This window comes from Bacillus sp. GW823-FHT06B01 (assembly GCF_058952315.1).
On record NZ_JBXAHR010000001.1, the window covers coordinates 418,270 to 430,971 of the forward strand.

Annotated in this window: 14 protein-coding genes; 9 read left to right on the forward strand and 5 right to left on the reverse strand. The window is 36.0% G+C overall.

What is annotated here, in order from left to right:
- Positions 1–498: a GNAT family N-acetyltransferase gene (locus AC1Q8N_RS02225; protein ID WP_000383821.1), complete on the forward strand. Its 498-nt coding sequence runs from the start codon at positions 1–3 to the stop codon at positions 496–498.
- A gap of 64 nt (positions 499–562) precedes the next feature.
- Positions 563–1,399 carry a metallophosphoesterase family protein gene (locus AC1Q8N_RS02230; RefSeq protein WP_098076167.1) on the forward strand — a complete coding sequence of 279 codons (837 nt, stop codon included), beginning with the start codon at positions 563–565 and terminating at the stop codon, positions 1,397–1,399.
- Between the two features lie 180 nt (positions 1,400–1,579).
- Here the strand turns inward: AC1Q8N_RS02230 and AC1Q8N_RS02235 are convergent, their stop codons facing one another.
- Positions 1,580–2,344, reverse strand: a complete 765-nt coding sequence (locus tag AC1Q8N_RS02235) for a DUF1836 domain-containing protein (protein WP_000447228.1) — start codon at positions 2,342–2,344, stop codon at positions 1,580–1,582.
- Between the two features lie 259 nt (positions 2,345–2,603).
- On the opposite strand from AC1Q8N_RS02235, the gene AC1Q8N_RS02240 reads away from it, so the two are divergent.
- A complete protein-coding gene (locus tag AC1Q8N_RS02240) occupies positions 2,604–3,053 on the forward strand; it encodes a hypothetical protein (protein ID WP_098047721.1) in 450 nt (149 codons plus the stop codon).
- Entirely contained in the window at positions 3,041–3,349 is a 309-nt protein-coding gene (locus AC1Q8N_RS02245) for a YxcD family protein (RefSeq protein ID WP_098642442.1), read from the forward strand. Before AC1Q8N_RS02240 ends, AC1Q8N_RS02245 begins: the two co-directional genes overlap by 13 nt.
- A gap of 24 nt (positions 3,350–3,373) precedes the next feature.
- Here the strand turns inward: AC1Q8N_RS02245 and AC1Q8N_RS02250 are convergent, their stop codons facing one another.
- The 4 genes from AC1Q8N_RS02250 to AC1Q8N_RS02265 all read right to left on the reverse strand — a co-directional run bounded on the left by AC1Q8N_RS02250 (position 3,374) and on the right by AC1Q8N_RS02265 (position 6,944).
- Entirely contained in the window at positions 3,374–4,609 is a 1,236-nt protein-coding gene (locus AC1Q8N_RS02250; RefSeq protein WP_048547435.1) for an NAD(P)/FAD-dependent oxidoreductase, read from the reverse strand.
- A complete protein-coding gene (locus AC1Q8N_RS02255) occupies positions 4,606–4,938 on the reverse strand; it encodes a (2Fe-2S)-binding protein (RefSeq protein ID WP_048547433.1) in 333 nt (110 codons plus the stop codon). The genes AC1Q8N_RS02250 and AC1Q8N_RS02255 overlap by 4 nt, the downstream gene beginning before the upstream one ends.
- Positions 4,935–5,207, reverse strand: coding sequence for a (2Fe-2S)-binding protein (locus AC1Q8N_RS02260; protein WP_048547431.1), 273 nt, complete (start codon positions 5,205–5,207; stop codon positions 4,935–4,937). The genes AC1Q8N_RS02255 and AC1Q8N_RS02260 overlap by 4 nt, the downstream gene beginning before the upstream one ends.
- 75 nt (positions 5,208–5,282) lie before the next feature.
- Complete coding sequence (locus AC1Q8N_RS02265) at positions 5,283–6,944, reverse strand: sigma-54 interaction domain-containing protein (RefSeq protein WP_493521047.1); 1,662 nt, start codon at positions 6,942–6,944, stop codon at positions 5,283–5,285.
- A gap of 182 nt (positions 6,945–7,126) precedes the next feature.
- Here AC1Q8N_RS02265 and AC1Q8N_RS02270 point away from each other — a divergent pair, with 182 nt between their 5' ends.
- Genes AC1Q8N_RS02270 through AC1Q8N_RS02290 form a run of 5 tightly spaced genes read left to right on the forward strand, consistent with a single transcriptional unit; the run spans position 7,127 to position 12,696 of the window.
- Complete coding sequence (locus AC1Q8N_RS02270) at positions 7,127–8,302, forward strand: NAD(P)/FAD-dependent oxidoreductase (RefSeq protein ID WP_098076165.1); 1,176 nt, start codon at positions 7,127–7,129, stop codon at positions 8,300–8,302.
- Positions 8,299–9,336, forward strand: a complete 1,038-nt coding sequence (locus tag AC1Q8N_RS02275) for a proline racemase family protein (protein WP_098047717.1) — start codon at positions 8,299–8,301, stop codon at positions 9,334–9,336. Before AC1Q8N_RS02270 ends, AC1Q8N_RS02275 begins: the two co-directional genes overlap by 4 nt.
- On the forward strand, positions 9,333–10,274 hold the full coding sequence (locus tag AC1Q8N_RS02280; protein WP_098047716.1) for a proline racemase family protein: 942 nt from the start codon (positions 9,333–9,335) through the stop codon (positions 10,272–10,274). Before AC1Q8N_RS02275 ends, AC1Q8N_RS02280 begins: the two co-directional genes overlap by 4 nt.
- Before the next feature lies 1 nt (position 10,275).
- Positions 10,276–11,193, forward strand: coding sequence for a 4-hydroxy-tetrahydrodipicolinate synthase (dapA, locus tag AC1Q8N_RS02285; protein ID WP_142346292.1), 918 nt, complete (start codon positions 10,276–10,278; stop codon positions 11,191–11,193).
- 18 nt (positions 11,194–11,211) lie between these two features.
- Positions 11,212–12,696, forward strand: a complete 1,485-nt coding sequence (locus tag AC1Q8N_RS02290; RefSeq protein ID WP_048547420.1) for an aldehyde dehydrogenase family protein — start codon at positions 11,212–11,214, stop codon at positions 12,694–12,696.
- Positions 12,697–12,702: the final 6 nt, after the last annotated feature.

Below are 12,702 nucleotides of genomic sequence, written 5' to 3' on the forward strand. Positions count from 1 at the left end.
GTGGATTGGAAAGAACGCCTTTTAGAAATGGATGATTTACCAGTTATATTAGAATGGTATAACGATGAAGAATTACATAACATAGCGGATATAAAACCATTTAAGCGATATACAATCGAAGAGCTTCGTCAGTACTGGGCCGAAAAATTGTCGCGGTCTCATGCAAGTTATCATGTAATAGTAGTGAAGGATGAAGTAATAGGTAGAGTTGGATTAAAAAAGACGAAATATGATGATATATATGTGATGGAATACTCTATTCTCATTGGCGTTTCGAATTTATATTCAAAAGGGCTTGGAACGGAGATTACAAAGTATTTTATTAGTAAATCATTTTTAGACCCTGATATAGAAGCAGTTCTATTGCAAGTTAAGGAAGATAACAAGAGGGCGATTCGTTGTTATGAGAAAGCTGGATTTGAAAAAGTAAAATCGTATGTAGAGAATCAAGTGAAAGCGTACGAAATGCTTAGAGTTAAGAAAGAGGAAACAGTTTAGAAAGAAAAAAGCATGTGTATTTAATTCTGAATATAGCGTGAATTAGGGAGAGTGAATAAAATACATGAAACATAAAATTGCATTACTGGCAGATGTACATGGAAATGCAACTGCTTTAAAAGCAGTTATCGAAGATTCTATGAAAGAAGATGTGATTGATTATTGGTTTTTAGGAGATTTAATTATGCCTGGTCCTGGATCGAATGATTTATTTGAAATGTTAGAAAGTATTAACGTTGATACTTATGTACAAGGAAACTGGGAAGATAGCTTTCTTGACGTTCTTAATAAAAACATTGATATTGATAACGCAACTGATATTTATGTTTCTAGATTAGTTCAGTATCAATGTGAAAACTTGGATGAAAACTATATTAAGCATATTAAAAATTTACCATTACAGATAATAAAACAGGTTAATGATTTATCAATCAGTATTAGTCATAATCTACAAAATAAAAATTACGGAGGAGATTTGTGGCCCACTAATAATCAGAAACAGTTTGATCGGTTATTTGATGGTGAATATGATATTGCGATTTACGCTCATACCCACCATCAATTGTTGCGCTATAGTAGTAATGATCAATTAATTATTAACCCAGGAACAGTTGGACAACCTTTTTACAAGTGGAATAAACTAAACTCTGACTTACGTGCTCAGTATGCAATTCTTGAGATTGATGAGGCAGGGATTGCGGAGGTGAGATTTAAAAAAGTTTCTTATGATGTAGAAAAGGAATTAAAAAACGCTATTAGTAAAAATCTTCCTTATATTGATTTATATCGCGAATTGCTCGAGACAGGAAAAACTCATACTCACGATATTGAATTATTGCGAGAAATTAATGATAAATACAATTACAACGATGATGTAATTAAGTTTATCGAGAAAATCTAATAGGAATTTAATAGCACGAAATGAAAATTGTTGAATGAATTATAGATTAGTAATGATAATTACATAATCAAGAGCAATTGTAAAATGAAACTTATATGTAAACGATTTTTGCATCTTATATTGATATAAAAAACAAGCATCTCCCAGTTCTACATATAAGATAGGGGGATGCTTGTTTTTTTACGGTTTCACTTCTAAATTTTGTAAAAATAAAGTTGCTGTTACGTAACGTTTCGCTAACATTTGTACATAAGCGGTATGTACAGAAAGTGTGGCGATAATAATAGCGTTACGAATTGCTTCACGTTGTTCGTTGTTAACTTGATCGAACTTGCTTGCGATTTTATCAGCTTTTTCTTTTACGATGTTTTCAATTGTATGAACTGTATCTGTTGCATTTAGTTGTAAGCAATTCCCTTGATTGAGTTCTTCAAATAGGGAAGAGTATGCTCCATATAAATGAACAGGATTGATTAAGTCATCACTTCGATCGGCTGGGTCATTTACGATAAGGCGTAATAGCTTACGAATGGATTCAAAATCAAGTGCTGTTTTTAAATCTTCAACAATGAATAGTAAGGCTGCTTGTTCAATTGAATATTTTTTCCCTTTTTGAGGGGAGCCAATCATTTCTTTAATATCTCGTTTTACCCAGTTTTGCATGGCCGTTACTGAGAAACTTGTATTTTCAATCTGATTTCCAAGCGCAACTATTTCATTTAATGAAAAACCGACGTCTGTATCATCAATTTTAATCAGTTTTTCAAAAATAGGTGAAAGTGCGGTAGTAATAAAAGCAGTTACGCTTTGTCCGCTTTCAATATCTTTTTTATGTGACTTTGCCCACGCTTCTTGTAAAATACCGAGAGGCTTTTTCGTATTCCATCCTCTTAAAGATAGAAGAAGGGTAGCCATTTCGTTTCGTGTGAGATGAAATGTTTCCATCTTTTCACCTCCAAAAATATTAAAAAGTTCTTATGAACCTATAATATGTTTTGTTTCATTTAAAGTCAATTCTGTTTTGCTTAATTTTTCCTTTGTCACCAAACTGTTATAAGTAAATAATGCTTGCATATTTCGACAAAAGTTCATATAATAAGTTCATAAGAACCTTTAAAATGTTTTTAAAAACAAATCTATCATTCTTAATTTACTAGAAAGGTAGATTTCACATATATCTATATAAAAGGAGAATGGATATAATATGTTGAAAAAACTTGTAGCAGTCATGACAGCATTCATGGTTATCTTTGGAGCTAGTAGCTTCATGTTTGTAGATCACGCAGCAGCGAAGAGTTACAAATCTGGTAAGAAATCATACACACCAAGTTCTGGTCAAAAGTCAAAAGTTGATTTGAACAAAAAAGATAGTAACGTGAATTCACAAAAAACAACAACAGATTCAAAAAACAAAGCAACAAACACAGCACCAAAAAGTAATAAAGGAAGCTTTATGAAAGGTTTATTACTAGGTGGTCTTGGTGGTTTACTAATGGGTAGCTTATTTGCAAATATGGGAGCTCTTGGTTCTGTATTAGCGTTTATGGTAAATATGTTAGTAATGGCTGGTATCGTAATGTTAGCAGTTCGTGCATTTAAATACTTCAAAGATCAACGTAAGAAAAAGGCAGATGAAGTAGCATGGAAACAATAAAAATTTCTGAACAAGAATTAATAAATTCACTTTGCGTATATATCGCTGAAAAAAGACAAGTTGGTCCAGAAGAAGTTTTAGTTGAATTAATGTATGACGATGATTACGGTTTTTCTGCTGAAGTAGAAGTAAATGGTCGCAAACAAATTTTAATTCAAGCGAACTTAATCGAAGCATTGCGCTTATTACTTGACAGAGAATATAATGTCAATTCATTCGCAGCAAGATTACAACTTGAATTAGATGATGAAGAAGGCATTTACGCATTAGCAAAGTTTAATAACTCAAATGAATAGAAAAAAGAGCTGTTGAGAGTAATCTCAGCAGCTCTTTTTAGTATGAGCAAATGCTAGGGAATAATCACGCCATATTTCATTCATTTTCCGTCTACCGACATCAATCATCGGGTTAAATTGAATGGCAGCTTGTTGTCGTACGGTATGTACATGTTGGATCGCCTGTTGCAAGTGTTGTTCAACCGAATGGGATTTTGTATTTGCTTGTTTTACGATTGAATATCCAGCAACAGTTCCTTGTGCCATCGCGATTTTTCCGCTTTCAATGCCAGTTATATTGCCGGCTACAAATAAACGGGGAAGAGGGGTTTCCATTGTTTCGGAATGCAGTGGAACATGGCCGCCTAATTCCGGAATGTAACGGAAAGGACAGCCAGCTACAGCAGCAAGCTCAGCAAGAGGGTATAAGCCACCGGCAATACAAACGAAGTCTGCCTCATATATTTGTTCCGATCCAGTTATGATGTTTCCTTTCGTATCAATAGTAGCAACCCGTACACCTTCAACTTGATCTGTACCGATAATTTCAAGAGCTGCTTTTCGAAGGTGAAGTGGTGTGCCATTTATTTTCATACCGTTATTTGGATAGAAGTTTAATCCAGCTTGTTTCACCCAATTATATTTCATCAATCGACTACCTATACGTAATAAAGGTGATGGAGCAAGGTGTGCAGCATGTAAGAGAGAGTTTAAAACTTCTTCTGGTTCACCAGCCTTTTGACTTAATTCACTTTTTTCAGGAAGTACAATATGTTCCACTTTAATTCCCGCTAATTGTAATTCATTCAAAATAGCGAATGACAAAATGTTAGCGCCAATAATTACTCCTTTTCGCCCAACTTGAACGCGATGTACATTTGTCATTACTTGGGCTGCACCAATCGACATTACTCCTGGAAGTGTCCAACCAGGAAGGGGGATGGAGTACTCAGCAGCGCCAGTAGCAAGTAAAACGAACGGCGCTTCTAACGTACCGATATTCGTATGTACGAACCAAGAACTTTCATCTTTATCTAAATTATAGACGGAAATGCCGCATCGAATATCAACTGAAAGTGATTTTGCTTCTTCGTGAAGGCGTTTTGATTCTTCTATTCCGTTCCACCATTCTCCAGTAGGTTCTTGATGTAATTGTCCGAGCAACCTTCCGCCAGGCTTCATAAATTCATCAATAACAAGTACATTTAGTCCAAAACGAGCACAAGAGATGGAGGCTGACAAACCTGCTGGTCCAGCTCCGATAATAATGACATCATTCATCGCTTTTTCACCATCTCTCTCACGATATTTGGATGCTGTTTGCCGCTATTAACTACCATGTCTTTTTCAACAACAGTTAAGCATGCTCGTACGTTCGTTTGATTGTTTACTGTCACGCGGCATTCAGAACAATGCCCGATATTACAGTAAATACCTCGCGGCGTCCCGCTATCTTCATGCACTCTTAAAGTTCTTATTCCGTTTGCAAGTAAAGCGGCCGCAATCGTTTCATGTTCATATGCTTCATATTGTTGCCCGTTAAATTGGAAAGTGATGCGATTACTACTATTTAAACTCCCTAAAACAGGATGATAGGTAATTCTATTCATTTATTTTCACCTACCGCTCCAAAGGTAACTGCGCGCACTGGTGGTTGATATTTTAATGGAATTTCATTAGTAGTTACTTCAGGATTTGCACTTTCAATCATTCGATCTATCATCATTCTACATGTGCGGCCACCGCAAAATCCCATGCAAGCACGTGTTCTTAGTTTTAATTCTCTCGCCGAGCAATTATATTCAGCAATTGTCGATTGAAGTTGACCGTATGTAACTTCTTCACATCGACAAACAATTACATGATCTTTATTCGTCATATGTATTCCTCCTCTAGTTCGGTTTGCACAAATTATATAATGCAAAAACTATGCCAATATAGAGGAGGGAAACGGTTATTGTAAACCAAGTTTTTTTAAACGGTTATATAAAGTGGCTCTCGTAACACCGAGTTGTTTCGCGCACTCTAATTTATTCCCATTTAAAATGCGTAAAGCCCTCTCAATAACTTTCTTCTCATGTTCATCCATTTCTTCTTGTAAAGAAAGGATTGTATGATTGTTGCTGAGTAATAGGGAATGAGCCGTATGATTGTCTAACGTTTCAGTTGTATGAAATGGTAAATATTCTTGTTTTATAATACCGTCAGTCGCAAATACGACAAGTCTTTCAACAACGTTACGAAGTTCGCGAATATTACCTGGCCAATTGTAATGAAGTAACTCATGCATAATGCTGGAAGGTAAGTCACGAATTGGTCTGTTATAGTTGATTGAAAAATCGTTTAAAAAAGAATAGGTTAATTCAATAATTTCCTCGCGTCTTTCGCGCAGCGGTGGAATATGCAAGCTAACTACATTTAGGCGATAGTATAAATCTTCTCGGAACGTTCCTTTTCTCATTTCCTCTTGTAAATCACGATTTGTAGCAGCGATAATGCGGAAATTAATATGAATCTCTTTTTCTCCACCAACTCGGTAATATTTTCGTTCTTGTAGTACACGTAAAAGCTTTACTTGCATATCGAGCGGCATTTCTCCTATTTCATCTAGGAATAATGTACCGCCTTGCGCGAGCTCTATTTTACCCTTTTTCCCTTTACTATTTGCACCAGAAAACGCCCCGCGCTCATACCCGAATAATTCACTTTCAAATAACGCTTCTGGAATGGCGCCGCAGTTAATTGAAATGAAAGGTGCTTTAGCTGCTTCACTTGCTTCATGGATTGCTTTCGCAAATACTTCTTTTCCAACACCACTTTCTCCGAGTATTAAAACTGTTGATTTCACCGAACACACCTTTCTAGCTAATTGTATCGTTCTTTGTATAACAGGACTCTTTCCATTCATCGTAAGGAAAGGGTCGGATTCATCTTTGTACTTTGCGACCTCTTGTTCTAATCGGTGCATTTCATGTGACATATTAAATAGTTTTTCATTTAAAGCAACTTGATTCGTAACATCAGTTTCTGAAACGACTGCTCCAATAATTTCATCGTTACAATACACTGGGTTTGAATTAATTAATACAAATAAATCTGGACGAGGCTGATGGAACTGTGCAATTATGCTTTTTCCGTCATGTAATGATTGCAAAATTTCCAAATCTTTATAGTCAAAAAAGCGAGTGATAGGTTGTCCAATAATTTCAGTATGGTTGACTGAAAAAATCTTTTCGGCGCCATCTGTCCAAGTACGAACACATTCTTTATCATCGATAACTGTAACAGAAGAATCAGTTGTTTGTATTACGGTGTTATAGAAAGATTGTAGTTCATTGTAAGACTTAACAAGAAACGGAATGATTTGCTGAGCCGTTATACAGCATATAGGCTCTTTATTTTCGTTTATTACGATAACAATCATTTCATGAGAAAATGCGTCAATTAAAGTGTTGAATGAATCATCTTCATCTATAACTGCACAGTTGTATTTTTCTGTAGTAGAAGGGCTGTAATAAAACTTTTCGTTAACTTGCTCAATATGTTGCAAATTGTTTGTGTGATCAATTAATAAAGTTTTTAGAAATTCTTGTATTGTGGGAAATGAGAATGCCATATTGTCCTCCTATTATGTATAAAAATTTTGACAGTGATAAAAAAATAATACACCTATTTATGATAAATTCAAAATATTTTTACAAAATAAAAATATTATTTGTAAAAAGTGTATATATGTAGAGTTGGCACGTCAATTGCATAAAAGAAAGTGAGGGAGTAAAAAGAAGGGAGGGGTGCTACGTGAGGCACTGTGACGTTTTAATAATAGGCGGTGGTATTATAGGATGTTCTATCGCTTATTACACATCAAAATATGGAAGAGACGTAACAATCATTGAAAAAGGAGAATTTGTCAGTGGGACGTCTTCACGGTGTGACGGAAATATTTTGGCTATTGATAAAGACCCAGGGTTTGATAGTCAAATGTCATTAGTAAGTCAAAGATTAGTAACTGATTTAAGTGAAGAGTTAGAGCACTCATTTGAATATAGGGCGCCAGGAAGTATTCTCGTATGTGAGTCGGACGAAGAGATGGAAGCAGCGCTGCAATGGGTAAATCGTCAAAAAGAAGCTGGATTACCATTTCGAATGCTTGATAGACAAGATATAAGAGCAGAATCACCATTTTTCGCGGACGATTTATTAGGCGGGTTAGAATGCGCAACGGATTCGACTGTAAATCCATATCTTCTCGCTTTTTCACTTCTTGCAGAATCGAAGAAGTTTGGTACGAAAGTTTTTAATCATACAGAAGTAAAAGAAATGAAAAGAGATATAGACGGTTCCTTTATTGTAGAAACGACAAATGGGACGTTTACTACGAAGCAAGTAGTAAACGCAGCTGGTGTATGGGCTCCAAAGATCGGAGAAATGTTGGATGTAAATATCCCAATTGAACCGAGAAAAGGACATATTATTGTAGCTTCAAGGCAACAACACGTTGGTTGCCGTAAAGTAATGGAATTTGGTTATTTAATTTCTAAATTTGGCGGAAAACGAAAAGTGGATGCTTTAACTGAAAAATATGGGGTAGCTCTTGTGTTTGAACCGACAGAGAGCCAAAATTTTTTAATTGGTAGTAGTAGAGAGTTTGTAGGATTTCATACGAGGATAAATAACGAGGTAATTAAATGTATTGCGAACAGAGCAATACGCTTTTATCCGAAAATGGCGGATATGATGGTGATTCGTTCATACGCTGGATTACGTCCGTGGACAGAAGACCATTTGCCAATCATTTCACGTGTGGAACATATCCCGAATTACTTTATAGCAGCAGGGCATGAAGGGGACGGCATTAGTCTTGCCGCAGTTACTGGGAAAGTGATTGAAGAGTTATTAAATGAAAAAGAAACAATTATTCCTATTGAACCACTTCGTTTGAGTCGTTTTACAGAAAGGGTGTTAAACGGATGAGGTCACAAAGAGTCTTTACGACAATTGATACACATACAGGCGGGAATCCAACGAGAACATTGATTAGCGGACTGCCAAAGTTAATTGGAGAGACGATGGCAGAGAAGATGTTACATATGAAAAAGGAGTATGACTGGATTCGCAAATTGTTAATGAATGAACCGCGTGGTCATGATGTCATGTCAGGAGCATTATTAACAGATCCATGTCATCCTGAAGCAGATATTGGTGTTATTTACATAGAAACAGGTGGATATTTACCGATGTGTGGTCACGATACAATTGGTGTATGTACAGCTTTAATTGAATCAGGTTTAATTCCGGTAGTTGAACCGATTACTTCGTTAAAGTTAGACACGCCAGCCGGCTTAGTTGAAGTTGATATCTTTGTTCAAGATGGAAAAGCGAAAGAAGTCTCTTTCTGTAACATACCAGCTTTTTTACTGAAACATATCACCGTACAAGTCGAAGGAATTGGAACTGTTAAAGCAGATATTGCGTATGGAGGAAATTTCTATGCCATTATTGATGCGAAGTCAGTAGGTTTAGAGTTAGTACCGGAAAATGCATCTACAATTATCGATAAGGCAATCCATATTAGAAATATCATAAATGAGAAATTTGAAATCATTCATCCGCAGTATTCGTTTATTAGAGGGTTAACCCATATTGAATTTTATACAGATCCTACTCATGAAAGTGCTCATGTGAAAAATACAGTTGTCGTTCCGCCAGGAGGAATTGATCGTTCTCCATGTGGTACAGGAACATCAGCGAAGCTAGCTGTATTATACGCAAATCAAAAAATTGAAGTGGATGAAGAGTTTATTCATGAGAGTATCGTTGGCTCTTTATTTAAAGGGTGCGTCATAAATACAACATCTGTAGAAAATATTGAAGCTGTCGTAACGAAAATTACAGGTTCAGCCTGGCTTATGGGTATGCATAGATTTTTTTACAATGAAAAGGATCCGCTGAAAGAAGGCTTTTTGCTAATTCCGCCGATGGAACATGAAACGGAGGATGTAAAATGAACATTCAAAAAATGTATACAGCAGTAGACGTACACGTAAATGGCGAGGCATTTCGTGTAATAAAAGATGTACCATGTAAGTACTACTACAATTTAGAACAATTAAGCGAACAATTCTCAGGTGAATTAGCAGATGAAATGCAGCTTTTATTAAATGAACCGCGTGGTTTTATCGGTTTAAATGGATGTATCGTCGTTCCTTCTATTCATTCGGAAGTCGATGCAGCTGTATTATTTTTTAATCATGAAGGATCAATTCCTCTCCACTACGGAGGTATTGTCGCAGTCATAACGATGTTACTAGAAAGCGGGTATTTAAAAAAGAGAGAGACGAATCAATACAAAATCGAAACGTTATCTGGCATATTCTCAGTCTATGCGTATGTAGAGAATGATGAAGTAGTCTCTGTTTCGTTTGAAAGCAAACTATGTTATATGATTGAGAAAAATTTACAAGTCGGTAATTTAAGTTACTCTCTCATACAGGCAGATAAAGTATATGCAGTTGTAGAAAAAGGTGCGTATTCGCCAGAAATTCGTATTGAAAACATTTCTGAATTGAAAAAATGGGGAGAAGCTACACTACAAGCTATACAAAAACAATCACTTATAAAAAGACTTATTTTAGTAGATTCTTCGCAGAAAGAAAAGAACCATATAAAGTCGATTACATTTCATGAAGATAATTTCATCGTACGTTCGCCAGGATTTGTCTCTACTATTGTGTCTTTTGTTCATACATTATTTAAAAATGATTATATAGCGGATAAACCTTTTATAAATGAAAGTATATTTAATAGCTTTATAACTGTTGAAAAAGTGAAGAAGGAAGAAACGGGTTACATTTTCCGTTTCGAAAGTAGAGGTTTTATTACAGGGATGCAGACGTTTCTATTAGACCATACAGATCCGTTTCCGACAGGATTTTTACTAAAATAAAATGGTAAAGGGAGAGATAAATATGAAAAAATTTAAAGGGGCATTTCCAGTATTAATCACACCGATGGATGAGTTGCAAGAAATTAATTGGAACGGTGTAAAACAAAATGTAAACTATTTTATCGATCAAAAAGTAGCTGGCATTATTATTAATGGAAGTACAGGGGAGTTTGTTAGTTTATCAAAAGAAGAACGATTTAAAATGGTAGAAACAGTATTAAAAGAAGTTGATGGCCGTATTCCAGTTATTGTAGGAACTGCAGCAGAAACGACGAAAGAAACGATTGAATATACGAAACATGCAGAAGCACACGGAGCGGATTGCGCATTAATTATTAACTCGTACTATTGTAAGCCGAAAGAAGAGGAAATTTATTTTCATTTTAAAGAAATCTCAAACGCTGTAAATATACCAATTATGTTATACAATAATCCGTTTACATCTGGTGTTGATATGAGTACAGAGCTCATGCTACGTATTGGAAAAGAATGTGAAAATGTTACACATATTAAAGAATCTAGCGGAGATATTCGTAAAGCAAGAGATTTAGTACGACAAGGCGAAGGTGCTTTTCAAGTATTCTGTGGATCTGAAGATTTAGTTATGGAATCTTATTTAGTAGGTGCAACGGGATGGGTTTCAGTAGCAGGAAATATCTTGCCGGGACTTGTTACGAAAATGTATGAGCATTTCCAAAATGGTGAATTAGAAAAAGCTTGGGAAATAAATGATGCGATTTTACCTCTTTGCGAGTTTCTTGAAGGATCAGGAAAATATGTACAAATCGTTAAACGCTCAATGGAATTACACGGGCAAGCAGGGGGACCTTCTCGTTATCCGAGACTCGGATTAACTGAAGAAGAAGATCAAAAACTTCAAACGATTATTTCAAAAATTGCAGCTCATGCAGCTGTTTAAATAAGGAGGAGAGCATATATGTTAACGACAAACATTGAGCTGAGACCAAAAGTGAAAGCGTTTTTAAATGAAGAAATTAAAATGTTTATTAATGGTGAATTTGTACCTTCCATTAGCGGGAAGACATTTGAGACATACAATCCAGCAACAGAAGATGTTTTAGCTGTCGTATGCGAAGCGCGAGAAGAGGATATTGATGTAGCGGTAAAAGCTGCAAGATCTGCATTTGAATCAGGACCTTGGGTAGAAATGACTACCGCTGAAAGAGCGCACCTTATTTATAAATTAGCAGACTTAATTGAAGAGCATGGAGAAGAATTAGCGCAGTTAGAAGCTTTAGATAATGGAAAACCATATCAAGTAGCACTGGATGATGATATTGCAGCGACTGTAGAAAATTATCGTTATTATGCGGGATGGGCTACGAAAATTATCGGGCAAACGATTCCGATTTCAAAAGATTACTTAAATTACACACGCCATGAACCTGTTGGCGTTGTAGGTCAAATTATTCCTTGGAATTTTCCACTCGTTATGTCTTCTTGGAAAATGGGAGCTGCACTAGCAACAGGTTGTACAATCGTATTAAAACCAGCAGAGCAAACGCCTTTATCGTTATTATATACAGCGAAGCTCTTTAAAGAAGCAGGTTTTCCAAACGGTGTTGTAAACTTTGTTCCAGGTTTTGGCCCTGAAGCAGGAGCTGCAATCGTAAACCATCATGATATTGATAAAGTAGCCTTCACAGGTTCAACAGTTACAGGGAAATATATTATGCGTCAATCTGCAGAAACAATTAAACATGTAACGTTAGAACTTGGTGGTAAATCACCAAATATCATTTTAGAAGACGCTGATTTAGAAGAAGCGATTAACGGCGCATTCCAAGGTATTATGTATAATCACGGCCAAAATTGTAGTGCTGGATCTCGCGTATTCGTTCACCGAAAACATTACGAAACAGTCGTAAATGAACTAGTGAAAATGGCGAACAACGTAAAACTTGGAGCAGGTATGGAGAAGGAAACGGAAATGGGTCCACTTGTGTCTAAAAAGCAACAAGAACGTGTGCTACATTACATTGAACAAGGAAAAGCAGAAGGTGCTACTGTTGCTGCTGGTGGTGAACGGGCATTTGAAAAAGGATATTTTGTACAGCCAACAGTTTTCACAAATGTTACTGATGATATGACAATTGTGAAAGAAGAAATTTTTGGACCAGTTGTCGTTGTACTTCCGTTTGATTCAACAGAAGAGGTTATCGAAAGAGCGAATCGCTCTTCATACGGACTCGCTGCGGGCGTATGGACACAAAATATTAAAACAGGACATCAAGTTGCCAATAAATTAAAGGCAGGAACAGTATGGATTAATGATTATAACTTAGAAAATGCAGCTGCACCATTTGGTGGGTTTAAACAATCTGGAATCGGTCGTGAGTTAGGTTCATATGCGCTTGATAACTATACAGAAGTGAAAAGCGTTTGGGTAAATATAAAGTAATAGAGA